This is a genomic window from Mesorhizobium sp. L103C119B0 (assembly GCF_000502235.1).
Taxonomy (GTDB): Bacteria; Pseudomonadota; Alphaproteobacteria; order Rhizobiales; family Rhizobiaceae; genus Mesorhizobium.
Window position 1 is genome coordinate 235067 of sequence record NZ_AYXE01000004.1, and the last position, 25047, is coordinate 260113.

A 25047-nucleotide genomic window follows, 5' to 3' on the forward strand; every position below is an offset into this window, starting at 1 on the left:
TATGTTTTTCCGGTTCATGCAAATTCGGTTCACCTGAGGCCTCTTGCGAATACCTTCCACACAGGCGTTGCGCGCCCTCGACAGTTTTGCCCGTCACGGCAGCGTCTGGCGCGCAGCCGATGAACTGCATTTGACCCGCAGCGCCGTCAGCCATCAGTTGCGGCTCCTCGAACGCGACCTCGGCTTCGACCTGCTGGAGCGCATCGGCAAGGGCGTGGCGCTGACACCGCGCGGCCAGCGCTATGCCGCCGATGTGAGAAAGGCGCTGACGGTGCTGGGCGATGCGGTGACGCGCCAGGCCGGCACCGGCGTCGGCGGTTCGTTCGCCGTTTCCTGCACGCCGGGCTTCGCCTCTCTGTTTTTATGCACGCATATCGGCGAGTTCCGGCAAATGTATCCGGATGTGGCGCTGTCGATCCTGACGCCGCGGCGGCTGGACGATGTCAGCAATCCGGACGCCGATGCCTTCATTGCCTTCGGCGTCGGCAACTGGCCGAACCGCTCGGTGGAGTTGCTGTGCGAAATCTCGTTCACGCCACTTTGCAGCCCGACACTGCTCAACAAGGTCGGCGGCTTTTCAAAACCGGCCGACGTGCTGCGCGCCAATCTCCTGCATCTCGGCGACACCGAGGACTGGGCGCGCTGGCTGGCGCTGTCCAAGGTGGAAAACCCCGACACCGAAGGCGGCATCTTCTTCTCGGACATGAACCTCGTTTTTTCCGCGGCGATCGCCGGCCAGGGCATCGCCATGGGCGACGAGTTGACCAGCCGCCGGGCGCTGAGCGAAGGCCGTCTGGTGCGCCCCTTCGACATCGCGATCCCCTCGCCGCGCTCGTATTTCCTGGTGTCGGAACATGCCAAGGCCAGCCACCCGGTGCTGGAAGCGTTCAATGGGTGGTTGAGGTCGAAGCTGTCGGAGAACCGGATCAGCCCGTACTAGCCTCCCATCCGTGAATCAAATTTGCCGATCAGGCGAAAACTATTCGGTTGCGGTGAGCCGGGGCCCTGCCCTACGCTCAAGCCACGACCAAGGAAGAGGCAGGATGCAGCAACCCGGCCGGGCCGCAGAGATCAAGGCAATCGGGATCGGCAAGAGCTTCGGCTCGTTCCGGGCGCTGGACGACCTGACGCTCAATATCGGCCGCGGCGAGTTTTTGACGCTGCTCGGTCCCTCCGGCTCGGGCAAGACCACATTCCTGATGATCCTCGCCGGCTTCGTGCAACCGACCGCCGGCAAGCTTTTCAGCGACGGCATCGACATCACCGAGCGGCCGGCCGAACAGCGTGCCGCCGGCATGGTCTTCCAGGGGTATGCGCTGTTCCCGCACATGTCGGTCGAGGCCAACATCGCCTTCCCGCTCAAGGTACGCAAGAAATCGGCTTCCGAGATCAAGCGCCGCGTTGCCGAGATGATCGAGCGCGTCGGCCTCAAGCGCCATGAGACGAAACTGCCGGCGCAGCTTTCCGGCGGCCAGCAGCAGCGCGTGGCGTTGGCCCGCGCTTTGGTGTTCGAACCCGGCGTGCTGCTCCTCGACGAGCCGTTCTCGGCGCTCGACAAGAGCCTGCGCGGCCAGATGCAGGCCGAGATGAAGCGGCTGCATCAGGAGACCGGCACCACCTTCGTCTTCGTCACCCACGACCAGAGCGAGGCGCTGGCGCTGTCGTCGCGCGTCGCCATCTTCAACCACGGAAAATTGCTGCAGGTCGGAGCGCCGGACGAGGTCTACGACCGGCCGGACAACCGCTTCGTCGCCGAGTTCCTTGGCGAGATCAACATGTTGCCGTTGAAGGGGGTCAAGCCCGCCGACAATGGCTCGACGGGCCTCTGCGAGGACCGCGCGGTCAACATGCTCTGCAAGGCCGAGAAAGTCCGTGGCGATGCGATCCTGGCGATCCGGCCCGAGCATATGTCGATCGCGCGCGAAGCCGCCGCCGGCGAGAACGGCATTGCCGCCACCGCCATCGGCTCGACCTATCTGGGTGCGGCGACCAAACTCGATCTGACGACGCGCCAGGGCGCCAAGGTGACCGTCTCGGTGCCGAACGAGGTCGCGGCGGCTGCACTCAGCAAAGGCAATTCCGTCTGGCTGACATGGCCGGCGGAAAAGGGTTTCCTCCTTCCGGACGGAGGATGACGACGAGAACGGCGAAGTCTTCCAGCAAAGAATCTGGAGCGCGCCATAACCACCGGAACCAAAACGAAAAAGGGGAACTAAAATGACAAACCAAAGCAAAAAACAAGCCATGGACGGGCTGACCGCCCGGGCTGTGCGCGGCGAGATTTCGCGCCGGCAATTCACCCAGCTTGCAGCCCTCGTGCTGGCCGGCACACCGATGCTGCTGCGCTCGACCGGTGCGTTTGCGCAGGCCAAGGAGCTGGTGCTGGTCAACTGGGGTGGCGATGCCCTCACCGCTTATGACGCCGCCTATGGCCAGGCCTTCACCAAGGAGACCGGCATCGCCGTCAAGATGGACGGTTCGGGCCCGACCGAAGGCGCGATTGCCGCACAGTTCAAGAGCGGCGCGCCGACCTGGGATCTCGTCGACGTCGACCCGTTCTCGGCCATCACGCTCGGCGCCCAGGGTGCGCTCGAGCCGATCGACTACGCCGTCGTCGACAAGAAGAAGATGCGAGAAGGCTTCGGCTGGGAATACGCGGCCTCGACCTATTTCTTCTCCTACGTCATCGCCTATGACTCGGAGAAATACGGCAAGGACGCGCCGACCGGCATGGCCGACTTCTTCGACGTGAAGAAGTTTCCGGGCAAGCGCTCGCTCTACAAATGGGGCGTGTCGAGCTGGGAAGCAGCGCTGCTCGCCGACGGCATCGCGCCGGCCTCGCTCTACCCGCTCGACCTGAAGCGAGCGCATGACAGGATCGCCGCTTTCAAGGAAAACGTCGTGGCTTACTGGGGCGGCGGCGCCGAGAGCCAGAGCGTGCTGCTCAACGGCGAAGCCTCGATGGCGATCGTGTGGTCGACCCGCGCCTCGCTGATCGAGCAGGACTCGGGCGGCAAGATCAAGTTCATCTGGGATCAGGGCCTGATTTCGCCCGGCGCGCTGGCCGTGCTCAAGGGCAACCCCGGCGGCAAGGACGCAGCGATGAAGTTCATCGCCAGCGCCCAGGATCCGCAAAAGCAACTGGTGATGTTCGACAAGCTCGGACAGGGTCCGGCCAATCCGGCCGCCGATGCGCTGATCCCCGCCGACAAGAAGCGCATCAACCCGGTCGATCCCGAAAACATGAAGAAGCAGATCGCGCTCGACATGGACTGGTACGCCAAGAATTACGGGGCAGCACTCGACGAATACACCAAGATCATCTCGGCCTGACCAGGCCGGGCAGGAGCTTCGATGAGAGGCACCCTCTCCGACAGGATGGGCGCGGCGGTGCTGATGGCGCCGCTGCTCCTGTTCCTTGTGCTGGCCTACGCCTGGCCGTTCCTCGGCGTCGTCAAGTGGAGCGTCACCTTGCCGACACCGGGGCTCGGCCAGTATGGCGCGCTCGCCACCGATGCCCTGGTGCAGTCTGTGTTCATCCGCACGCTGCGCATCGCGCTGATCGTCACCGTGGTTTCCGTGGCGGCGGCATACGCCATCACCATGGTGTGGGTGCGCGGCAGCCCGGCACAGCGCATAATCGCTGAATTCTGCATTCTCGTCCCCTTCTGGATCTCGGTGCTTACCCGCGCCTTCGGCTGGGTGGCGCTTTTGTCCAACCGCGGCCTGATCAACACCTGGCTGCAATCGATCGGCTTCATCTCCGAGCCGCTGGCGCTGGTGCGCAACGAGTTCGGCGTCATCGTCGGCATGACGCATTTCCTCATTCCCTTCGCGGTGTTCCCGCTGGCCTCCGCCATGCGCAGCCTCGACGAGCGCGTGCTGCTCGCGGCGCGCGGGCTCGGCTCCAGCCGCATGCGCACCTTCTGGACCGTGTTCGTGCCGATGACGCGCTCCGGCATCATCGGTTCGGCGATGATCGTGTTCGTCTTCTCGCTCGGCTTCTTCGTCACGCCGGCGATCCTCGGCGGCGGCCGCAGCGTGATGATCGCCGAGCTGATCTATCTCCGCATCTTCCAGAGTCCCGACTGGGGACTGGGTGCGGCGATCAGCGTCGTGCTGGTGCTGTTCGTCGGCGCGCTCATGGCGCTGCTGTTCCGCTATGTCAGACCGAAGCAACTGATCTGATGCCGACCTATCGCCCCGGTCCCGTCTCGCTGATCCTCGCCGTGCTGGTGGCACTGTTCCTGCTGCTGCCGCTGCTGGCGGTCATCCCAGTGTCGCTGACGCCAAGCCGCATGCTGGCTATGCCGACGGGCGAACTGTCGCTGCGCCACTACCGCGCGCTGATCGAGGATCCGCGCTGGCTCGACGCCATCCTGCTGTCGATCCGCATCGGCATCGTCAGCAGCGTCATCTCCACCGTGCTGGCGCTGTGCTTCAGCCTTGGCGTCTGGATGTTCCAGCCGCGCTTCACGGCCACCCTTGTCGGCTTCGTGCTGTTGCCGATGGTGGTGCCGCCGGTGGTCTCGGCGATCACGCTCTACTTCCTGCTGACGTCGATCTCGGGCATGAGCTCGTTCTTCGGCTACGACACCTGGCTTGGCGTCGCCATGGCGCATTCGGTGATGACGGTGCCTTTCGCCACGGTGCTGATCCTGGTCTCGCTCAGCCAGCTCGACCGCCGCATCGACCTTGCCGCGCGCGGCCTTGGCGCCGGCGTGTGGGAGCGCGCCACGCGCATCATCATGCCCAACATCAAGTTCGGCATCGTCACCGCCGCGCTGCTGTCCTTCGTGCTGTCCTGGGAAGAGATCGGCGTCACGCTGTTCATCACCTCGGTCAACGCCATCACGCTGCCGCGGCTGATGTGGATGGGCCTGCGCGACAACATCGACCCGGCGATCGCCGCGCTCTCGGTGATCCTGATCATCATCACCGTGCTGGTGCTGGCGGTGCGGACTGTGGTGGTTAAGATGCGCGACGGGCACTGAGCCAAGGTGGCCAACAACAATCGGCGATCGCCAAGCCGCTGTGTGAAGGGCGTTACGGACGGTGAGCGCCGGGTACATTACGCGGCGTCATGGGAAACCTGCCGCTGGTGACATTTGCCTTCGTGTCGGTGCTCGGAATGGCGGTTCCGGGACCGGACGTCGTGCTCGCCATCACCAACGGCTCCCGCTACGGTTTTCGACGCGCGTTGCTCGGCATGGCCGGCGTCGTACTGTCGGATTTCATTCTTATCAGCATCGTCGCGCTGGGCTTCGGCGCTCTTCTGCTGGCTTCGGAATTCTATCTCTCGGCTCTCAGGATGTTCGGCGCGGGCTATCTGCTTTTCGTCGCCATCGGTACCCTGCGCACCGCATCCCGACCTTCGTTCAACCCTAACCTTCCCGAAACACGCCATTCAGCCAAGGCACTCATTGGGCGCTGCTTCCTGGTGGCGGTCACAAATCCGGCGGCCTGGCTGCTTTTCCCCGCGATCCTGCCGCATTTTGTCCGCGTGGATGAGCCGATCGCGATCCAGTATGGCATCCTGGCCATTATCGCCGCGCTTGCCGATGTGTTTGTGCTGACGTTTTACGCAGCCCTTGGCGCGCGGGCCGCAAGCCTTCTGGCTGGGCCAAACGCCGTGTGGATCGACCGGTTTTACGGTATCGCCCTGCTTGGTCTTTCGAGCACTTTGATCCTGCAATCCCTCGGGCATCTGAGATAGTCGACACAGGACTACACAGGGCCGGATTTAGCAATCGGTCCGCCGTCAGCTTGCGAAGAATCTCGACAGCCTTGCAGCCGTGTCTTCGGGGTGCTCTTCCGGGAAGAAATGCCCACCCTTGACCGAGCCGCCTCCGACGTTATCAGCCCATTGTCGCCAGATCGCCAACGGTCCACCTTCCTCCGCATACCAGTTTTCCAACCCGCCCTCGCCGCTCCAGAGCGCAAGCAGCGGGCATCTGATGCGACGGCCGTCAGCCTGGTCCTGCGCGTCATGCTCGCGGTCGATGCCGGCGGCGGCGCGATATTCCTCGCAGATGGCGTGGGCATGGGCGGGATCACGCAGCGCCTCGATATAGGCGGCCCTGACCTCAGCGGGAAAAGCATCTGGAGCCGAGCCCCAGCCGGCGATCGCATTGTCGATGACTACATCCGGTGCAGCAGCCAGAAGGCGTTCCGGCAGCGGATCGGGCTGGGCAAGCAGGCTCCACGGCCAGAAGGCCAGCGCCAGCCTGGCATCGGCCCGATCCCAGGCGGAGGCCGTGGGGATGACGTCGAGAACGGCGACCTTCGACGCGGTTTCGGGATGGTCGAGCGCCAGCCGGTAGGCGACGCGGCCGCCACGGTCATGGCCGGCAACCGTGAAGCGGTCGAAGCCGAGAACGTCCATAACCTGCACCATGTCGCGCGCCATCGCTCGTTTGGAATAGGCGGCATGATTGGCTCCGGAAGCCGGACAGCCGCTTTGTCCGTAGCCTCTCAGATCGGCGGCAACCACGCTGAAGTGCGGCGCCAATGCCACGGCGATGTCCCGCCACATAACATGCGTTTCGGGAAAGCCATGCAGGAGCAGCAGCGGCGGCCCTGAGCCACCGGCCCTGACGAAGATCGATGTCTCCTCCATTTGAACGGTCCTGGCGTCAAAGCCCGCAAACATCAGCTGCCGCCAACCATTCCGTGGCTGGAACGGATTCGCAGCACCTGGACACCCTTCGGCAATTCGATCAGGAACTCCTTGTCGCGGTCGAGATGGTGGATGCTTTGCGGATCGCCGCCGGTAAAGGCGGCCATCGCCTCGACGCTCTCCCAATAGGAGATGGTGATGAATTCCGAATGCGTCGGCGTGTCCTCGCGAAAAGTCTGCACGCCCAGCGCTTTCTCGATCAGCGGCTTGATACCAGCCTCGTAATTGTAGCGCTCATAGGCGTCGGCCTTGTCGGGCAAGGTCCTGCCGCGCCAGATGCGCGCAATGGTCGGGGTTGTCGGTGCCATCAGCAACAAACGCCTGAACGCGAGCCGCGTTCCGAACATCTCGACTGGTGGCAGCCGGATCGCGGTCCGAACCTGCGAGCAGAGGCCGGCCAAGTTGACTAGCTGTCGCGGTCAATGCACAAGGAGCCATGGTTTGAGGGCGGGACGGTGACGCATCGGTCTGCAAAACCGACGTAGTGGGTTCAATTCCCACTCAGGCCTCCACACTATCTCTTTGAAGTTGTTGGCGATCCCGACAGGATTCGAACCTGTGACCATCGGCTTAGAAGGCCGGTGCTCTATCCAGCTGAGCTACGGGACCGCTGGCCGGCATTTGATATCTTGGCCGGCTGGTGTCTATGTGCCAGGCGCTGACCGCCGGTCAATGCGTCCAGGGTATCCTGCGGTCATAGCGGAAATTTTCCGCATAGGAAATCTGCCGGCGCTTGGTCTCTTTCGGCTCCTCGACACGGAAGGCCAGGCCCTGCTTTTCGGCATAGGCCACCGCCTCTTCCCTGGTGTCGAAGGTCAGCCTGATCTGGCTCAGCATGTCGCCCGATGTGGTGTAGCCCATCAGCGGGTCGATCTTCTTGCGTTGGGCGGGATCGAATTCCAGCACCCAATGGCCGGTCTTGGCCTTGCCGGACTGCATCGCGGTTTTGGCTGGGCTGAAAATTCGCGCGGACATGGGCACCTCGTAGCTGCGTTGGCGGTAGCGCCGCCTTATTTCAGTCAATACTGTGCAACACTGCCGACGGCAAGGCCGAAGCGGCCTGCAACCAGGCCGCTTCGGCAGCGGCATCGGCCCGATACACTGGCGTAGCATCAAAAGTCATGGTCATGATGGCGACACAAAGAGGCATGGACGCAGGGATTTTGCACGCCGAGGCCGACAGCCAAGCGATTTTCGACGGCGCGATCGTGATCGGCGCCGGGGCAGCCGGCTTGACCGCAGCCCATGCGCTGCTCAAGACCGGCGTGCCTGTGATGGTGTTGGAAAAGGAAGCCCGGCTGGCCGAGCCATGGCACGGGCGGCACGAGCGACTGCATCTCAACACGCATCGCGACCTTTCGGCGCTGCCGGGCGTTTCCTTTCCTGCCGGCACCCCTGCCTTTCCGCACCGAAACACCATCATCGGCCATCTGAACGAATTCCACGCCATGCACCGGCTGCCGGTCGAGTTCGGCATCGCGGTCGAGGAGATTGGCTTCGAGGGCGACCACTGGCTTGTGCGGACCAGTGCCGGGCCGCGGCTGGCGCGCCATGTCGTCATCGCCACCGGGCGCGACCGGCAGCCCTTCATCCCGGCCTGGAAAGGCATGAAGGCCTTTGCCGGACGCATCATCCATTCGGCCGCATTCGGTAACGCCAAGGCCTATGCGGGCAAGAAAGTGCTGGTCGTCGGCGCCGGCAATTCCGGCTTCGACGTGCTCAATCACCTGGTGGCAGCCGACGCGGGACAGATCTGGCTGTCGGCGCGCAACGGTCCGGCACTGCTGCCCAAGCGCCTCGGCCAGATCGCCGTCCACCGGTTTTCGCCGATCCTGGCGCGGCTGCCGTTCAAGCTCGCCGATGCGGTGATGGCGGCGACGCAGCGATGGGCCTTCGGCGACCTCACGGCCTACGGCCTGCCGCCGACGCCTTCGGGCGGCGCAAGCCGGCTGGCGTCGGATTATACCGCCATCGCCACCGATGACGGCGCCGTCGATGCCATCAAGGACCGCAGGATCATCGTGCTGCCAACCGTGCGGGAATTTACCGGCGACACGGTCGTTTTCGACGATGGCGCGACGATCCAGCCCGATATCGTCATCGCCGCGACCGGCTACCGCACCGGGCTCGAGGCCATGCTGGGCAGGCTCGGCGTGCTCGACCAAAAGGGCGTGCCGCTGTTCAACGGCGCCGACAGCGACCCGAAACTGCCGGGCCTGTGGTTCACCGGCATGCGGCCAAGCATCCGCGGCTGCTTCGCCAATGCTCGCATCCAGGCCAAGGCGATCGCAGCCAGGATTGCGCGGGAGCGCAGACCGCCAAGCCCCGTTTGATGTTTTAGGGGTTGCGCGACAGGGTCCGGAACCGTATACGCCGCAGGGCCTCGGAGTGTAGCGCAGCCTGGTAGCGCATCTGGTTTGGGACCAGAGGGTCGGGAGTTCGAATCTCTCCACTCCGACCATTTTTTCCCACAAAGCCAGTCCTTGCCCAAGGTCACTCCCAAGGTCGCCAATGGCTGCCTCGCCGGTAGCGCATGGCGGCACGCATTGCCCAAGCAGCAGCCGCTCGCCGATCGGACCCTACATTGGAACACCAGTTCGCTCCGAGAGTTGTGTATGTTCAACCCAAGGAGCAAACAATGAAAACCCTTCTCATCGCCTCGATGATCGCGTTCGCCGGAACGGCGGCTTTGATCGCACCGGCGCAAGCCGCCAGTCTGACTATCCAGTCCGATGACGACGATCAATATTCGTCCGACGATGGCGATATACAGATTCTTCGCCATCACCAGCGCCACAAAGACTATAGCGACGACTATGGCGACGACTACAGCGACAACCAGGATGGCCAATGGCGGCGCCACCATCGCCATCACCGCTGCCATATCGAACTGGTCAGGCACTGGCGCCATCACCACAGGGTCGTCGAAGAGGTCAGGGTCTGCGGTTGATCCGATCGCTTTAGACCTGCTACGGCCGAGTTTGGCGACCGGAGCACCAATCTGACCTAAAGCGCGTCTCATTTGAACGGACTCACGCGACGCGCTTGAGGTCTTGTTTGATGCATGTTTAATGCATGTTTGATGCATGTTTGATGCATGTTTGATGCATGCGGTTCTCTCAAAACCGGGGCCACTTGAGCGACATGCATCAGGCGCCCGTGTCATCGAACAGCATCCCTTCGGCGGGTTTGGCTAAAAATCGACGCAGGGATAATCCCCTCGCTTCCACTTCTATCGCCGGTCTAAAAGCGCGTCGCGCTGAAACGTATCCAGGCGACGCGCTTTGATTTTTGTTTTGATGCATGTCGTTCTCTCAAAACCGGGACCACTTTTGAGCGACATGCATTAGACTCCGGGCAAGGGGAGATTCTGGATGCTTGGTCTCGAGGCATGGCTTTCGCTGATTGGCCCTGCCTACTTCGCTTACATCGGCATCACGGTTCCGTTCGTCGTCGTCTGGGCCATTATCTGTGCGGCCCTGTGGATCTGGAACAACCGGCCGAGCAAGAGGCAAGGCCCTCCCCGCTCGTGGCCCGCCAGCGTGCTGTTCTTTGTCGTCGTTGCCGCGTGCTACGTGGCAGCGCATACGGTGGTCTATCTGCTGGTCCGGTATCTGGCGGCGTTGTGGGCATAAACGTAGCTCTATAGAGCGCTCTCGATATCGGTCTTCGAAAAATCGTCGCCAACATAGAGTAAGCGGCAGGCTCGATCCTTTGCCACTTCATAGGCAAAGCAATCGCCGAAATTGAGCCCGGCCGGATGAATACCCTTGCCCCATCGCCCATACGCCTCGGCTATGCGTCGGCCAGAGGCTGGTGTCACCGCCGTGACCTCGAAGCCGAGCCCGTCGATCAGGCCGGCCATTTCCTCACCGACATTGCGCCTATCCGCCACGATCAGCGCCTCGGCCACTGTGCCAGCCGAGATCAAAATATCGTCTTCGGCTTCCAGCGCCGCAATGCAGGCACTGGATTGAGGTTCGGCAAGAACGATCGCCATCAGGGCCGAGGTATCAACCACGATCATTCGGGCAGGCCATCAGCGCCATAGAGGAAATCCTGGCTCCGCGCGGCATCCGACCCCGCCTTTGCCTTGGCAGCGCCGGATGCTCGCATTGCCTCCAGCAATGCCCGGCGGCCTTTCCTGTCAGGGGCAGCCTTCACGGGAACAAGGCGCACGGCTGCATGACCATGGCGGGTCAGGATAATTTCATCCCCAGCCTCGGCACGACGCACCAGTTCGGTGAGCTGCCCCTTGGCGTCTGTAACGGATACCTGCATTGACCGCTCCTTTATGGACCATGCTCTGGTCCATATCCAAAAAGTAGACCATCTAATGGTCCATTTCAATGCAGGACGATGAGATCTTGCGGCTTGGTGAAGTCTGAATGACAGCTGGCGCGCAATCGTAGGCCTTGCGGCGATTCTATCTGAAGGTAAGCTCGCCGGGCGAGAACCCCAATCATCACTCCCGGCGAGCCTACAACCCGATCAGGAACGCGATCAGGACCGGGGTCAGCCGGCAAACGCAGTGTTGCAAGATGGATGCCAGAGGTTTCTTCTCGAAATGGGACAGGAGCGGAGTCTTCTCCTTCCACTGCCTAAACCTCGAACTCGCCCTGCCCTTCATCCATGGCGCTGACGATCTCGGCGGCGAGCGCCCTGGTGATCGGCGTCTTGCGCTCGAGCGCCGTGCGGTCGAGGCGTTCGACCACGCGCATGGCGGTGGCCAGCGAGCGCTCGATGCGGCGCACCAGATATTGCACGACATGCGGCTCGACCTCGACCTGGCGGTCGGCGAAGAGTTTGGCGATGACACCGGCCAGAAGCAAATCGTCCGGCTCATGGATCTCGACGGTTGCCGCCGCCTTCAGCCGCGAGGCAAGATCGGGCAACGTCACCCTCCAGGCGGCGGGGAAGCGCCGCGCCGTCAACAGCAAGGTGGCCCCGGCGCCGCGCACTTCATTGATGAGATGGAACAGGCCCGCCTCGTCGATGGCTGTCTTGTCGACATCGTCGATCAGCGCGGGCCTGCCGCCAAGCCCGGTGATGGCATTGCCGATGCGCTGGGCATCGACCGCCACAGCGTTGGCCCGCGCCTGCCAGATCGAGCCCAGATGTGTCTTGCCGGAACCGGCCGGGCCAGCGAGCACGATCACCGGCGACGGCCAGTCCGGCCAGCGATCGACAAGGGCTGCCGCCTCGCGGTTGGTGGCCGACACCACCAGTTCGTCGCGCGAGTAGCCGGTGCCGTGGCCAAGGTCGAGCGGCAGTTGGCGCGGCGGTTCGGTCTTATGATCCGTCACGTTCAGCCGCGCGGCGACCGGTGCCCGCCGCCGCGAGCGGCGGGCAGCGGCGGGACGGGCTCGGTGGAGTGTCCCTTGTAGAGCGGCGATTCGAGATAGCGGGCAATGGCAAACCGCACCAGCACGGCAACCGCCGCCGAAGCAGGAACGGCGATCAAAAGGCCGACGAAGCCGAACAGGGCGCCGAAAGCGAACAGCGCAAACATCAGCCAGACCGGGTGCAGGCCGACGCTTTTTCCGACCAATCTGGGCTGCAGGATGTTGCCTTCGATGAACTGGCCGATGAAGAACACCACGGCGACAGCAACGATCATGGTCCAGTCCGGCCAGAACTGGACGAAGGCGACGCCGACGGCCAGGACCAGTCCGGTCAGCGAGCCGACATAAGGGATGAACGAGATCAGCCCGGCGAAGAGGCCGATGAGGATGGCGAAATTCAGCCCGGTCAGCGTCAGGCCGGTGGCATACATGCCGCCGAGCACCAGGCACAGCGTGCCCTGGCCGCGCACGAAGCCGGCGGTCGCGGTGTTGATGTCCCTGGAGATCGCCCTGACCGTCCCGACATAATCGCGCGGCACCCAGCTGTCGACGACCGCCACCATGCGATCCCAGTCGAGCAGCATGTAGAAAGCGACAACCGGAGTGACCACGAACAGGCTGACCACCGACACCAGAGCAACGCCGGAACTCCAGATCGAGGTGAAGACGGTGCTCAGCAGGCCGAAACCGGAAGTGAGCAGCGAATTCAGCCCGTCGCGCAGGCCATTGGCATTGACGCCGAATTTCTGCTCCAGCCATTTCGGATCGAAGCTGGTGATCAGCGACTGCAGCCGGGTCAGATATTCCGGCAGCTTGCTGGCGAAATCGGCCATCTGCGTGGCCAGAACCGGAACCAGGATGACGAAGGCCAGCACCAAAAGGACGATGAAGGCGATCAGGATGACCACCGTCGCCATCAGCCGGGAGAGGCCGAGGCGTTGCAGCCGGTCGGCGACCGGGTCGAGGAAATAGGCCAGCACCATGCCGGCAACGAACGGCAACAGGATGCTGGAAAAAATGTAGAGGAACAGCGCCAGGAAGATTGCCGTGCCCAGCCAGAAGAAAATCTGGCGGCGAAACGCCAGGGACGCAGCCGCCTCTGCCAGCACTGCAGTCGCGGCATTCTTGTCAACTACCCGGGGTGGAGCCTTCGCCATAGCCGCTCATATGCCTCAGCCAAGCCACGAGATAGGCCGCGGCCGAAGCCACGGTCAAGACCCCGGACAGCAATATGAGCGCAGGCCTCAGCGGGTCGAGGTGGAGGCCAAGGGCAAGTTCGCCCAGCACCACGGCGCCAGCACGATCTGGGCGGCGGTGTTGGCCTTTCGACACATAGAGCGGCTTCATCTCGACCGGATGCGCCATGACCGTGGACAAAAGCACGGCGCAGATGATCAGCGCATCGCGTGACACCATGGTCACCACCAGCCACAGCGGCAATTGCCCGATGAAGCCCATGACCACGAACACCGAGACCAGAAGCACCTTGTCGGCCATTGGATCGAGATAGGCGCCGAGTTTCGAATGCTGGTTGAAACGGCGGGCGATGAAGCCGTCAACGCCGTCGGAAATGCCGGCGACGAGAAAGCCGGCAAAGGCCCAGTCCCAGCGCATATTCAGCATCGCCAGTACGACGGCCGGAACCAGCACGAAGCGCAGGACGGTGATGAGGTTGGGAATGGTCAAAGGCATGTCCCGCCATGCTTGTTCTGCAGATAGATGATGGAGATGGATTGTGGCTGCAAGGACCAGCGGTGAAGGGGCGACTGTCCACGTATTTATCTTGGGCAAAAGCCCGGTATCCTGTCGTCATCCTTGCCCCCCGAAACCATTCATGCGAAGAGCCGCCGAGGGAAACAGGGATGCGCCGACGATGAGCAAGGGCGACCGGGCCAAGCGCAAGAACGGGCTCACCTATGCCGAGGCGGGCGTCGACATCGATGCCGGCAACCTCATGGTCGAGAAGATCAAGCCGCTGGTGCGCGCGACGCGCCGGCCGGGCGCCGATGGCGAGATCGGCGGTTTTGGCGGCCTGTTCGACCTCAAGGCGGCGGGTTTCACGGATCCGGTGCTGGTTGCCGCCAATGACGGCGTCGGCACCAAGCTGAAGATCGCCATCGATGCCGGCAAGCACGACACGATCGGCATCGACCTCGTCGCCATGTGCGTCAACGACATCGTCGTGCAGGGCGCCGAGCCACTGTTCTTCCTCGACTATTTCGCCACCGGCAAGCTCGACCCCGACCAGGGGACGGCAATCGTCGGCGGCATAGCAATCGGCTGCCGACAGGCCGGCTGCGCGCTGATCGGCGGCGAGACCGCTGAAATGCCCGGCATGTATAACGACAAGGATTACGACCTTGCCGGCTTCGCCGTCGGTGCGGCCGAACGCGGCCAGTTGCTGCCGACCGACGATATTGTCGAAGGCGACGTGCTGCTTGGGCTGGCTTCCTCGGGCCTGCATTCGAATGGCTTTTCACTGGTGCGCCGTATCGTTGCCGTCAGCGGGCTTGCCTGGAGCGATCCGGCGCCGTTCAACGACGAAGCGACGCTGGCCGAGGCGCTGCTCGAGCCGACCCGCATCTATGTGAAGTCGGTCCTCAAGGCCATCCGCAACACGCATGGCATCAAGGCACTGGCCCATATCACCGGCGGCGGCTTTCCCGAAAACATTCCGCGCGTCCTGCCCAAGGACTTTTCCGCAGAGCTCGATCTCAATGCCATCGATGTGCCGGCGGTGTTTTCCTGGCTGGCGAAGACTGGCGGCGTGGCGCCGGAGGAGATGATGCGCACCTTCAACTGCGGTATCGGCATGATCCTCGTCGTCGCCTCCGGCCAGGCCGCACAGGTCGCAGCCGTGCTGCAGGAGGCCGGCGAGACGGTGACGCCGATCGGCCGCATCGTGCCGCGCCGCGACGCCGGCGTCATTTATCGGGGCTCGATCGGCCTATGAGCAGGAAACGCACGGTTGTTTTGATCTCGGGACGCGGCTCCAACATGACGGCGCTGATCGCGGCGGCCAGCGACCCGGCCTATCCGGCCGAGATCGTTGGCGTCATTTCCGACCGGGCCAACGCCGCCGGCCTCGGCATCGCGGCCGCGCGCGGTATCCCGACCAAGGTCATCGTGCGCGCCGACCATGCCAGCAAGGAAGCCCATGATGCGGCGATCGACGCCGCGCTGATTGCGTTCAATGCCGAGATCGTGGCGCTGGCCGGCTATCTGCGCATTCTCTCCCGCGGCCTGGTCGAGAAGTGGCAAGGGCGCATGCTCAACATCCACCCTGCCCTGCTGCCGGCCTTCAAAGGGCTCGATACGCATGCGCGCGCCCTGCGCGCCGGCATTCGCATTCATGGCTGCACGGTGCATTTCGTCACATCAGAGATGGATGACGGCCCGATCATCGCGCAGGCAGCGGTGCCGGTGATGGTCGGCGACAACGAAGACACGCTGGCCGCCAGAGTGCTGAAGGCCGAGCACCGGCTTTATGCGCTGGCGCTCGGGCTGGTCGCTGACGGCAAGGCGCACATGGAAGGCGGTCGCACCGTGCTGGCACATTTCGCCGACGATGCCGAAAACGGAACTTCCGTGGTGATGGCGCCCGACCCGCTGCGCGAAGAACGCGATCTCGAACATCTGGCGCGGATCACGCCGTAGGCCGACATTGGCGACACCGAGACAATTGCTCCTGCTGCGCCACGCCAAGTCGAGCTGGGACGACCCGGCGCTTGCTGATTTCGACCGGCCGCTCGGGCCGCGCGGGCTGAAGACGGCGCCGCTGATGGGGCGCGAACTGGCCCGGCGCAGTTGGCTGCCTGACCTGGCGCTGGTGTCGCCGGCGCTGCGCACGCGCGAGACATGGCGGCTGGTCTCGGCGGAACTTTCGGCGAGCGTAACGGTGGAGTTCGCCGAGGCGCTTTTCGAAGCCACGGCTGGCGACATTCTGGCCGAGGTGCAGCAGGCAGTCGCATCGGCTAGCTGTCTCCTGGTGCTCGGCCATAATCCCGGCCTGGAGGACTTTGCCCGCCGGCTCGCCGGTCCGCGATCGGGTGTGGCTGCTCTAAGGAAACTTGAAGAGAAACTCCCGACCGGCGCCCTTGCCCGCTTTGTCATCGACGGCGATTGGGCGGATCTCGGCTTCGGCGCGGCCCGGTTGACGCATTGCATCAAGCCGAAGGATATAAGCTAGACCAAGCTGCCTAACGGGCTAGCCGCAGGTGACAGCCGCAAACCGTGTTTTGAAAAGACCACGCAATCAAGGACATAAGACCAACTGCTGGCGGATTGATTCAAGATCTTTGCGGCCCAGAGTCAATTGCATAAAACCAAGAGCGGTGGGCCAAGCCCCCCGCTCTTTGTGGTCGTCGATTTCTCAGAAAATCAACGACCCCAGATGCCCTGGCCGGATTGCGGCTGGTTCGAGTCGCCCTTGATCGTGAAATCGCCGAGGCTGGCCGGCTTGCGGATTGAGGCGGTATAACTGTGATCGATGTTGCCGGCGGGCGCTGCCACAGCAGGCTGGTTGACGCCGTCGGAGCCGTAGTGGTCGCTGCCTGCGAAAGCGGTGCCGGTGGCAAGGAGGATGGCAGCAGCGGTAAGTGCGATCTTGGTCATTTCAGGTAATCCAGATTTTTCAGTTCTGTCCGTCAAGTGGCGTGCCTTGGGAGGAATTCGCGTCGCTCGGACCACCCCGAAATGGGTGTGCGTTGCTGCCATTGCCAATCACAAAAATGTGCGAACCGAACCGTTCGGTTCGGTGTTGGAAGGCGCGAAATGGCGTAGTTGTTGCTATATTCTATTCTCTAGGCGGCTCCGACCGCCAACGCCCCTCGTTGCGTTACCCTTGCATCTCAAAAGGTCGTGAAGCCCAGTACGTCGCGCATGTCGTATTCGCGGGGCGGCCGGACGGCGACCCAGCGTGCTGCCGCAATGGCGCCGCGCGCGAACATCGAGCGGTGGCCCGCCGAATGGGAAAGCGTGAGCGTCTCGCCCTCGGCCAGCAAGCTCACGCTGTGCTCGCCGACGATGCTGCCGCCGCGCAGCACGGCAAAGCCGATCTCGCCGGCAGGGCGTGGACCTGTAAGGCCGTCGCGGATGCGTTTCGCCACATCGTCCAGCCTGACGCCATGTCCGCGAGCGGCCGCCTCGCCCAGCATCAGCGCCGTGCCCGACGGTGCGTCGACCTTCATGCGGTGATGCGCTTCCAGGATTTCGATGTCGGCGGCGGGACCAAGTGCTCGCGCCGCCTGCTCGACCAGCCCGGTCAGCATGCTGAGCCCGAGCGAGTAGCTGCCGGAGCGAACGATGGCGACGGACTTCGAAGCAGTAGCGATGGCGGCGAGATCGGCCGGCTCGAAGCCGGTCGAGCCGATGACCAGCGCCGGGCCGCCGCGGGCCGCGCAAGCTTGTGCAAGATCGACGGAGGCCGAAGGCGTGGTGAAATCGATGACGACATCCGCAAGCGCCAGTGCTTCGTCGCGCTCGACCAGCCCCTCACCGATGCTGCCCGGCCTGTGAAAGCGGGCGACGAGCGTCAGCCTGGGATCGGCCTCGACGGCCAGCGCCATCTGGCTGCCCATGCGGCCGAGCGCACCGGCTATGGCTATCTTCAACAGATGCGGCATGGCGGCTTTCACTGGAAATGCGAGTCACAACAATGATCTACCATGCCGCCCTGCCAGATTGATTCAGCCGGCGCCATGCGTCTTGAGCATCATGCCGGCGATCTCCTTGACCAGCTTGGCGGCAACCAGCGCGGTGAGATTGGAGACATCCTGGCTTGCATTGTATTCGACGACATCGGCGCCGACGATGGGCTGGTCGATCCGCTGGATCAGGTTGATCACTTGCCGGGTTGTAAGACCACCGGGTTCGCGGTGCGACACGCCGGGCGCACAAGCCGGGTCGAGGCCGTCGAGATCGACCGAGAGATAGACCGGCGTCTTGAGATCGAGCTGCAGATCCTCGCTGAAATGCCGCGCCTCGATCATTTCGACGCCGAAGCGCTTGAGCTGGTCACGAAGCTCATCATTGAGGGTGCGCAGGCCGATCTGGATCAGCCGGCCAGCCAGCCCCTCCTCCAGGATGCGCGCGAAGGACGAGGTGTGGGACCGCCTGTTGCCCTGATAGGCATCGTAGATGTCGGGATGGGCGTCGATCTGGACGATCGTTAGCCTGGCATGGCGGCGGCGCACGGCACGCAGCACCGGCCAGGCGATGGCATGATCGCCACCGAGGCTGATCAACGGGTGGCCGGCATCCAGCGCGCGGCCGACCTCGGCCTCGATCCGCTCCCATGGACCGCCGGCGCCTGAAAAGTCGATGTCGCCGTGGTCGACGAAACTGTCCGCCACATCGAAGCCGGTTTCGCTCCACGAGCTGTGCGCGTCGCTTTTGAGTTCCCGCCGGATCAGGGCCGGCGCTGCGGCCGCGCCCTTGAGATAGGACGAGTTCTCGTCATGCGGTATTCCCAGAAGCGAAACCCTGGTCATCGGCGTGCGATCTCCGGCAACAGGCAATCTCCCTAAACCCGGCAGCTGGCTGGCGATAGCAGTGCCGCTTGGGCCAGTTGCGAAGGCGATCAGGCGTCATTTCCCGATCGCGCCGCACAGTCTTTGCCTGACGATCGCGATATGGAAATCCGTGCCGTGCAACAGCCCGTCATCGTTGAAGTCGTAGCTGGAATTGTGCAGCGGCGGCGAGGTCTCGCCATTGCCGAGAAAGACGAAGCAGCCCGGTACGTGATCGAGGAAGCGGGCGAAATCCTCCGAGGCGGTCATCGGCTCCGCCGCGATGCTGGCGGCGCCATAGGCCAGCACGCGCCTTGCGGCGACAAAGGCCGCGTCCACCAGGTCGGCATCGTTCTGCAGCGGCACGAATTCCCTGCTATAGGTCACGTCGGCGGCGACATTGTAGGCAGCGGCGGTGCCTGCCGCGATGACCCGCATCTGGCGCTCGATCTCGGCGCTGACCTCGGGACGAAAACTGCGGGCGTCACCGAGGATGCGGGCGAGGCCGGGCAATGCGTTGCGGGTGCCGTCGGTGATCAGCTCGGTCACCGAAACCACCGAAATGTCGGCGGGACTCAGCCGGCGCGAGACGATGGTCTGCAGATTGGTGACCAGCGCGCAGGCGGCGACCAAGGTCTCGTTCCCGGAATGTGGCCGCGCCGCATGGCCGCCGATGCCCTTGAGCACGATCTCGAAATTGTCCTCCGCCGACATGAACGGGCCGGCACGGGTCTCGAAATGCCCGACGGGCAGGCCCGGCATGTTGTGCAGGCCAAAGATCTCGTCGAAGGGGAAGCGCTGCAGCAGCCCGTCATCGAGCATTGCCAGCGCGCCCTTGCCCCACTCCTCGGCCGGCTGGAAAACGAAACGCACGGTGCCGTCGAAACCACCCTCGGCGGCCAGCAGCTTTGCCGCGCCGAGCAGCATGGTGGTGTGGCCGTCATGACCGCACGCATGCATGATGCCGGGGTTCTGCGAGCGATAGGCTGTCGCGGACTGCTCGGTGATGCGCAGCGCATCCATGTCGGCCCTGAGCGCAATCGCCCGGTTGCCGCTGCCGCGCTTCAATGTGCCGACGACGCCGGTGCCGCCGACCCCCTCTGCAACATCGTCCAGCCCGAATTCGCGCAGCTTCGCGGCGACAAAGGCAGCGGTGCGCTTTTCCTCGAAGCCGAACTCGGGGTGCGCGTGCAAATCGCGCCGCCAGCCGGTCATTTCCTGCTTCAGCACATCACGATCGAGCTCAGCCATTTTCTCCCCGACCTATTTTGCAAGCTCACTGGCGACATCAAGCAGGATGTTGGCGCCGGCGACAAGCTCGGCATCTTCAGTGTGTTCGCGCGGATTGTGGCTGATGCCACCGGCGCTCGGCACGAAGATCATTGCCGCCGGCGCGAGGCGGGCCATCATCTGCGCGTCATGGCCGGCGCCCGATGTCATGCGCCTGACGCCGAGACCGCGGTTCTTCGCGGCCGCCTCGATCAGTTCGACGATGCCGATGTCGAATAGCACCGGTTCGAAGCGGGCGAGCCGCTCGACCGAGATCGATACGTTCTCCGAAACCTCAAGCTCCTCGAGATAGGCAGCAAGGGCCGCCTCATGCGCCTGCAGGCGCTGTTCGTCGGGATCGCGCAGGTCGATGGTGAAGACGGCGCGCGCGGGAATGACGTTGATGGCGTTGGGTTCGAAGCGCATCGTGCCGACCGTGGCCACGGTTGGCCCATTTGAAGCCCTGGCCCGATCGTGCAGGAAGGTGATGATGCGGGCGGCGGCGTGGCCGGCGTCGCTGCGCATCGACATCGGCGTGGTGCCGGCATGGTTGGCGGCGCCGTCGATGGTGATGCGCTGCCAGGAAATCCCTTGCAAATTCTCGACCGCGCCGATCGGCACGCCTTCACGCTCCAGCACCGGCCCTTGCTCGATATGAAGTTCGAGATAGGCATGCGGCTTGAGGAAGCCGGGTTCGCGGTCGCCGGCATAGCCGATGCGGGCGAGCTCCTGGCCGAGCACGCTGCCATCCGTGCCGATGGCGGCCAGCACGGCCTCGGCGCTGACGCCACCGGCATGGCATAGCGAGCCCATCATGTCAGGCGTGTAGCGCACGCCTTCCTCATTGGTGAAAGCGGCGACCGCGACCGGGCGCGACGGCGAAAAGCCCGAAGCCTGCAGCCTCTCGATCACCTCCAGCCCGGCCAGCACGCCGTAGCAGCCATCATAGATGCCGGCATCGATAACGGTGTCGATATGCGAACCGATGAGCAGCGGCGCCTGCCCGGCATTGTCGGGGCTTTGCCAGATGCCGAAGATATTACCGACCCGGTCGATGGCGACTTCCAGCCCGGCCTGCCTGAGCCAGCCGACAAAGAGGTCACGGCCCTGTCTGTCTGTGTCGGAGGCGGCGAGCCGGATCAGCCTATCCTCACTGTCGCGGCCAACGGCGCCGAGTTCCCGGATGCGGCCAAGCAGACGCTGTGCATCGATCCCGATCATGGCTATGCCTCGGCCTTCAGCTTGCCGGCCAGCACATCGGCGGGGCTCTGCCCGACCAGCTCGGTATAGCGATGCGGGTCTGTGGCGCCTTCGGTGTTGATCAGCAGCACGCGGGATTTGTCGTCGAGCCCGAGCGCGGCCTTGTGGTCGGCCACCGCCCGGATCAGCCCGGCCAGACCGACGCCGCCGCTTTCGCCGGCGACGATCACTGGATCATTGCCAGCCGGCCGTGCCAGCCGCCGCATCACCGCGACCGCCTCCTCCTCATCCACTGTCATGAAGGCATCGGCAACCCGCGCCAGAACGCGCCAGGCAACTTGCGAGGCCTCGTAGCATTCGAGCATCGCCATCACCGTCGGCTGATCGTGTGCGACCTTGACCACGTGGCCCGCCCGGGCGGCTGCGACAACGCAGGCGGCGCGGGCCGGCTCGACGACGATGAAGGTCGGCCTGGCGTCACCGAGCACGATGGCGAGATGGCCGGCCAGGGCGGCGGCAATGCCGCCGACACCGGCCTGCACGAAGACATGGGTCGGCGGCTGCGGCAACTGGCCCAACGCTTCGCGCACGATCGCCGTATAGCCCTGCATGACCAGACCGGGGATGCGCTCGTAGCCCGGCCAGGAGGTGTCGGACACCACGGTCCAGCCTTGCTCCGCTGAAACCTCGGCGGCCTGCCTGACCGAGTCGTCATAATTGCCGTCGACGCGGATCATCTCGGCGCCATAGCGGGCTATTGCTGCAATGCGCGCCTCGCTGACGCCGGCGTGAACGAAGATTGCCGCTTTCGCGCCTACCAACTGTGCACCTTGCGCGACCGAGCGGCCATGATTGCCGTCGGTGGCGCAGGCAACCGTCATGCCGGCAGCGACCGCCCGGACGTCGAACCGGTTGAGATCGGCCACGTCAACGGGCCGATGAAGCGATCGGCTCGCCTCCTCCAGCACCAGTCGAAAAACGGCATAGGCGCCGCCGAGCGCCTTGAAACTGCCGAGACCGAGGCGAAAGCCTTCATCCTTGATGTGGACGGCGCCGAGGCCGAGTTCGCCGGCCAGCGTCGGCAATGCATGCAACGGAGTTGCCAGGTGATTGTCGCGATGGGCAAGAAAGCGCTCGACCGTATCGGCACCGGCATTCCCCAGCGTTTCGGCATCGACCGGATCGAGCGGCCGACGGTGCAAGGCATTGCTGTTGAGCAGGAACACGGGTGGCCTCCTTTGGGTGTGACGAAATCATATTGCAGCCGAGGCGCAAATAGCGCTGTTATTGGCGCTTCGAAATGCAAGTTTGTTTCGCCAGGATAGCGCTTTGCCTCGATCGCCTTCACTCGACAGTTTCGACCTCGCCATCCTTGCCATCCTGCAGCGGGACAACACGATGCCGCAGCGGCTGATCGGCGAAGCCGTCAACCTGTCGGCGCCGGCGGTGCAGCGGCGCATCAAGCGCATGGAACAGTCCGGCGTCATTGCGGGCAATGTCGCCGTGGTCGACCCGGCGGCGGTCGGCCATCCCATCACCATTTTCGTCGAGGTCGAACTGGAGAGCGAACGCTCGGACCTGATCGACGCGGCCAAGCGGCAATTCTCGGCAGAGCCCGAAGTGCAGCAATGCTACTACGTCACCGGCGAGGCCGACTTCATCCTAGTCATCACCGCGGCCGACATGGGGGCCTATGAGGCCCTGACGCGCAGACTGTTCTTCGACAGCAAGAATGTCCGAAAATTCCGCACCTTCGTTGCCATGGACCGTGTCAAGGTGGGGCTGACGGTGCCTCTGCCGGGATAGCCAGTCACTTTTACGCAATTCCGGACGGAAAACCGCTCACACTTTTCCTGGAATTGCTTCAGCCAGCCGGCCGCAGCCAGACCTTGTTGTCGTGGAAGGCCGCACCGCCATAGGGCGCTGGTGCGTCGGCGCCGGTGAGCACATTGATGCCTTCGCCACGCTCATGGGCGCTGTTTGGCCAGATGCCCTCGGCGATCACCACGCCGCGCTTGAGGCCTTCGAACAGCTTTGCGTGCAGCACCACCTCGCCGCGCCGGTTGCCGACCTCGATACGGTCGCCGTCGCCCAAGCCAAGCGCGGCAGCGTCGTCCGGATGCAACAACAATTCCGGCCGGCCTTCCTTGGCCTTCGACACCGGCGTTTCCGAGAAGGTCGAATTGAGGAAGTTGCGCGCCGGTGATGTCGTCAGCCGGAACGGATGCTCCGCATCCGCGACCTCGATCAGGTCGACATGGTCGGGGAATTCGGGGAGTTCCGCCACCGGCCCGAACAGGCCCATGCTTTTCGGCGGCCGGTTGGGCGCCGCCTGCCCGCTCCAGTTGGCGCGGAAGTGAAATTTCTTGTCGGCATGGCCGAAACCATCGATAAAATGCGCCGCCTCGAAATCCGGCTGCAGGTCGACCCATTTGTCTTCCTTGAGGCTGGCGAAGGAGCCCAGCCCGCGCTTGCCGAGGATGATGTCGATATGCTGCTGCTCGGTCAGGCCAAAGCCCGGCCGGTCGGCGACGCCGAGACGCTGCGCCAATTGCTCGATGACGAAATGGTTGGTGCGCGGCCCTTCCGGCGGTTCGATCAGCTTGGGACCGAGCGTGATGTGCTGGTTGCCACCGCCCTTGTAGACGTCGTCATGCTCGAGAAACATCGTTGCCGGCAAAACGACATCGGCAAGCTTTGCCGTGTCGGTCATGAACTGTTCGTGCACGCAGGTGAACAGGTCATCACGCAGAAAACCATGTTTCACCAGCCGCTGCTCGGGTGCGACATTCACCGGGTTGGTGTTCTGGATCAGCATCGCCGTCACCGGCGGGCCACCGTAAAGCGCGTCCGCTGCGCCGGTCAGCACCGGACCGATGCGCGACTGGTCGAGATGGCGAATATTGGGATCGCGCATCGCGGTGCCTTCCAGCACATCCTGGTTGAGCTTGAAGATGCCGGAATTGGAATGGAAGGCACCGCCACCCTCATATTGCCAGGCGCCGGTGACGGCGGCGATGCAGGACGCCGCGTGCATGTTGACCGAACCATTGCGCTGACGCCCAAAGCCATAGCCGAGGCGGAAATAGGTTTTCCTCGTCGTGCCGACGAGGCGGGCGAAAGCCTCGATCTCGGTGACGGCAAGACCGGTGATGGCGGAAGCCCATTCCGGCGTGCGCGTCTCCAGATGCGCTTCCAGCCCCTTCGGATCGTCGGTGTATCTTTCGAGATAGGCGCGGTCGGCCATGCCTTCCCTGAACAGCACATGCATGACCGCGCAGGCCAGCGCGCCATCGGTGCCGGGCTTCAGCACAAGGCCTATATCGGCCTGCTTCATCGTCGCGTTCTCGTAGACATCGATGACGACGATCCTGGCGCCACGCTCCTTCCGCGCCTTGATGGCGTGGGTCATGACATTGACCTGCGTGACCACGGCATTGGTGCCCCAGATCACCACGCAGTCGGACTTCGCCATCTCGCGCGGATCGGGACCGCGCAAGGCGCCCGCTCCCATCATCCAGCCGGTCCAGGCCAGATTGGTGCAGATCGAGCCGAAGAACCCGGAGTATTTTTTCGCATGGCGCAGCCGGTCGATGCCGTCGCGCTGCACCAGCCCCATCGTGCCAGCATAGAAATAAGGCCAGACGGTCTCGGAGCCGTATTTTTCCTCGGCCGCGATGAAGTTCTCGGCGACGACGTCGAGTGCCGCTTCCCAGCTGGATTCCTTCCAGACGCCGTCGCCCTTGGCGCCGGCGCGCATCAGCGGCTTCAGCAGTCGGTCCGGATGATGGACACGATCGGCATAGCGCGCGACCTTGGCGCAGACGACGCCAGCCGTATACGTATTGGACTTGGCGCCATGGACACGGCCGATGCGGTTGCCATCGAGCAGCTCGACCTCGAGCGCGCAGGTCGAAGGGCAATCATGCGGACAGGCGGAGTGGCCGATTCTGAGCTTGGCGTGCTGGTTCATGCGGCGTTTTTAGCGGGTTTCGCAGGCGGCGTGTAGGGCCAGATCTTACCCTCCCCTTGATGGGGAGGGTCG

Annotated in this window: 28 protein-coding genes and 3 tRNA genes; 15 read left to right on the top strand and 16 right to left on the bottom strand. The window is 63.8% G+C overall.

Going from position 1 to position 25047, the window contains the following annotated elements:
- The first annotated feature begins 43 nt into the window (after positions 1-43).
- From X728_RS157660 to X728_RS157635, 6 genes are all read left to right on the top strand, one after another.
- Positions 44-940: a LysR substrate-binding domain-containing protein gene (locus X728_RS157660; protein WP_023684774.1), complete on the top strand. Its 897-nt coding sequence runs from the start codon at positions 44-46 to the stop codon at positions 938-940.
- Positions 941-1043: 103 nt separating this feature from the next.
- Positions 1044-2135 (top strand): ABC transporter ATP-binding protein, encoded by a 1092-nt coding sequence (locus X728_RS157655; RefSeq protein ID WP_023831108.1) that lies wholly within the window; start codon positions 1044-1046, stop codon positions 2133-2135.
- Between the two features lie 82 nt (positions 2136-2217).
- Positions 2218-3333, top strand: a complete 1116-nt coding sequence (locus tag X728_RS157650) for an ABC transporter substrate-binding protein (RefSeq protein WP_023831109.1) — start codon at positions 2218-2220, stop codon at positions 3331-3333.
- Between the two features lie 21 nt (positions 3334-3354).
- The gene (locus tag X728_RS157645) at positions 3355-4188 is read left to right on the top strand and encodes an ABC transporter permease (protein WP_023670301.1); all 834 of its coding nucleotides are present in this window, start codon (positions 3355-3357) and stop codon (positions 4186-4188) included.
- Positions 4188-4994 (top strand): ABC transporter permease, encoded by an 807-nt coding sequence (locus tag X728_RS157640; RefSeq protein ID WP_023831110.1) that lies wholly within the window; start codon positions 4188-4190, stop codon positions 4992-4994. The genes X728_RS157645 and X728_RS157640 overlap by 1 nt, the downstream gene beginning before the upstream one ends.
- Before the next feature lie 89 nt (positions 4995-5083).
- Positions 5084-5716: a LysE family translocator gene (locus X728_RS157635; RefSeq protein WP_023831111.1), complete on the top strand. Its 633-nt coding sequence runs from the start codon at positions 5084-5086 to the stop codon at positions 5714-5716.
- A 45-nt stretch (positions 5717-5761) separates the two neighbouring features.
- On the opposite strand, the gene X728_RS157630 is transcribed toward X728_RS157635, so the two are convergent.
- Positions 5762-6619, bottom strand: a complete 858-nt coding sequence (locus tag X728_RS157630; protein WP_245266104.1) for an alpha/beta hydrolase — start codon at positions 6617-6619, stop codon at positions 5762-5764.
- Positions 6620-6651: 32 nt separating this feature from the next.
- On the bottom strand, positions 6652-6987 hold the full coding sequence (locus X728_RS157625; protein WP_031195175.1) for a hypothetical protein: 336 nt from the start codon (positions 6985-6987) through the stop codon (positions 6652-6654).
- A 130-nt stretch (positions 6988-7117) separates the two neighbouring features.
- Here X728_RS157625 and X728_RS157620 point away from each other — a divergent pair.
- Positions 7118-7191: transfer RNA gene (locus tag X728_RS157620), tRNA-Cys, on the top strand.
- A gap of 20 nt (positions 7192-7211) precedes the next feature.
- On the opposite strand, the gene X728_RS157615 is transcribed toward X728_RS157620, so the two are convergent.
- Positions 7212-7288, bottom strand: a tRNA-Arg gene (locus tag X728_RS157615).
- A 60-nt stretch (positions 7289-7348) separates the two neighbouring features.
- A complete protein-coding gene (locus tag X728_RS157610) occupies positions 7349-7654 on the bottom strand; it encodes an ETC complex I subunit (protein ID WP_023670294.1) in 306 nt (101 codons plus the stop codon).
- A 173-nt stretch (positions 7655-7827) separates the two neighbouring features.
- On the opposite strand from X728_RS157610, the gene X728_RS157605 reads away from it, so the two are divergent.
- From X728_RS157605 to X728_RS157590, 4 genes are all read left to right on the top strand, one after another.
- The gene (locus tag X728_RS157605) at positions 7828-9012 is read left to right on the top strand and encodes an NAD(P)/FAD-dependent oxidoreductase (protein WP_023826949.1); all 1185 of its coding nucleotides are present in this window, start codon (positions 7828-7830) and stop codon (positions 9010-9012) included.
- Positions 9013-9063: 51 nt separating this feature from the next.
- Positions 9064-9140, top strand: a tRNA-Pro gene (locus X728_RS157600).
- A 177-nt stretch (positions 9141-9317) separates the two neighbouring features.
- Positions 9318-9629: a hypothetical protein gene (locus tag X728_RS157595; protein WP_023689055.1), complete on the top strand. Its 312-nt coding sequence runs from the start codon at positions 9318-9320 to the stop codon at positions 9627-9629.
- A 424-nt stretch (positions 9630-10053) separates the two neighbouring features.
- Positions 10054-10314, top strand: coding sequence for a hypothetical protein (locus X728_RS157590; RefSeq protein ID WP_023701878.1), 261 nt, complete (start codon positions 10054-10056; stop codon positions 10312-10314).
- Between the two features lie 8 nt (positions 10315-10322).
- On the opposite strand, the gene X728_RS157585 is transcribed toward X728_RS157590, so the two are convergent.
- From X728_RS157585 to X728_RS157565, 5 genes are all read right to left on the bottom strand, one after another.
- A complete protein-coding gene (locus X728_RS157585; RefSeq protein WP_023819147.1) occupies positions 10323-10706 on the bottom strand; it encodes a type II toxin-antitoxin system VapC family toxin in 384 nt (127 codons plus the stop codon).
- On the bottom strand, positions 10703-10960 hold the full coding sequence (locus tag X728_RS157580; protein ID WP_023711889.1) for a type II toxin-antitoxin system prevent-host-death family antitoxin: 258 nt from the start codon (positions 10958-10960) through the stop codon (positions 10703-10705). Before X728_RS157580 ends, X728_RS157585 begins: the two co-directional genes overlap by 4 nt.
- A 320-nt stretch (positions 10961-11280) precedes the next feature.
- On the bottom strand, positions 11281-11985 hold the full coding sequence (gene hdaA, locus X728_RS157575) for a DnaA regulatory inactivator HdaA (RefSeq protein ID WP_023711890.1): 705 nt from the start codon (positions 11983-11985) through the stop codon (positions 11281-11283).
- Positions 11986-11987: 2 nt separating this feature from the next.
- Positions 11988-13181, bottom strand: coding sequence for an AI-2E family transporter (locus X728_RS157570; protein WP_023831113.1), 1194 nt, complete (start codon positions 13179-13181; stop codon positions 11988-11990).
- Positions 13153-13710 (bottom strand): CDP-alcohol phosphatidyltransferase family protein, encoded by a 558-nt coding sequence (locus tag X728_RS157565; protein WP_023831114.1) that lies wholly within the window; start codon positions 13708-13710, stop codon positions 13153-13155. The genes X728_RS157570 and X728_RS157565 overlap by 29 nt, the downstream gene beginning before the upstream one ends.
- A 187-nt stretch (positions 13711-13897) precedes the next feature.
- Here X728_RS157565 and purM point away from each other — a divergent pair, with 187 nt between their 5' ends.
- From purM to X728_RS157550, 3 genes are read left to right on the top strand one after another with little or no spacing between them, the layout of a single operon-like run.
- Entirely contained in the window at positions 13898-14977 is a 1080-nt protein-coding gene (gene purM, locus X728_RS157560; RefSeq protein ID WP_023733903.1) for a phosphoribosylformylglycinamidine cyclo-ligase, read from the top strand.
- A complete protein-coding gene (gene purN / locus X728_RS157555; RefSeq protein WP_023689060.1) occupies positions 14974-15681 on the top strand; it encodes a phosphoribosylglycinamide formyltransferase in 708 nt (235 codons plus the stop codon). The genes purM and purN overlap by 4 nt, the downstream gene beginning before the upstream one ends.
- A gap of 7 nt (positions 15682-15688) precedes the next feature.
- Entirely contained in the window at positions 15689-16213 is a 525-nt protein-coding gene (locus X728_RS157550; RefSeq protein ID WP_023693925.1) for a histidine phosphatase family protein, read from the top strand.
- Positions 16214-16404: 191 nt separating this feature from the next.
- Here the strand turns inward: X728_RS157550 and X728_RS157545 are convergent, their stop codons facing one another.
- From X728_RS157545 to X728_RS157520, 6 genes are all read right to left on the bottom strand, one after another.
- The gene (locus X728_RS157545) at positions 16405-16638 is read right to left on the bottom strand and encodes a DUF680 domain-containing protein (protein WP_023831115.1); all 234 of its coding nucleotides are present in this window, start codon (positions 16636-16638) and stop codon (positions 16405-16407) included.
- Positions 16639-16874: 236 nt separating this feature from the next.
- Positions 16875-17648, bottom strand: coding sequence for a 4-hydroxy-tetrahydrodipicolinate reductase (dapB, locus tag X728_RS157540; RefSeq protein ID WP_023727318.1), 774 nt, complete (start codon positions 17646-17648; stop codon positions 16875-16877).
- Between the two features lie 63 nt (positions 17649-17711).
- Positions 17712-18515 carry an agmatinase gene (gene speB / locus X728_RS157535; protein ID WP_023727319.1) on the bottom strand — a complete coding sequence of 268 codons (804 nt, stop codon included), beginning with the start codon at positions 18513-18515 and terminating at the stop codon, positions 17712-17714.
- A 96-nt stretch (positions 18516-18611) separates the two neighbouring features.
- Complete coding sequence (locus tag X728_RS157530) at positions 18612-19784, bottom strand: amidohydrolase (RefSeq protein WP_023831116.1); 1173 nt, start codon at positions 19782-19784, stop codon at positions 18612-18614.
- Positions 19785-19796: 12 nt separating this feature from the next.
- Entirely contained in the window at positions 19797-21023 is a 1227-nt protein-coding gene (locus X728_RS157525) for a Zn-dependent hydrolase (protein ID WP_031195177.1), read from the bottom strand.
- Between the two features lie 2 nt (positions 21024-21025).
- Positions 21026-22228 (bottom strand): diaminopropionate ammonia-lyase, encoded by a 1203-nt coding sequence (locus X728_RS157520; RefSeq protein ID WP_023752542.1) that lies wholly within the window; start codon positions 22226-22228, stop codon positions 21026-21028.
- A 103-nt stretch (positions 22229-22331) separates the two neighbouring features.
- Here X728_RS157520 and X728_RS157515 point away from each other — a divergent pair, with 103 nt between their 5' ends.
- Positions 22332-22808, top strand: a complete 477-nt coding sequence (locus X728_RS157515) for an Lrp/AsnC family transcriptional regulator (RefSeq protein ID WP_023684753.1) — start codon at positions 22332-22334, stop codon at positions 22806-22808.
- Positions 22809-22866: 58 nt separating this feature from the next.
- Here X728_RS157515 and X728_RS157510 read toward each other — a convergent pair whose 3' ends face one another.
- Positions 22867-24975 carry a molybdopterin oxidoreductase family protein gene (locus X728_RS157510; protein ID WP_023695559.1) on the bottom strand — a complete coding sequence of 703 codons (2109 nt, stop codon included), beginning with the start codon at positions 24973-24975 and terminating at the stop codon, positions 22867-22869.
- Positions 24976-25047 lie beyond the last annotated feature (72 nt).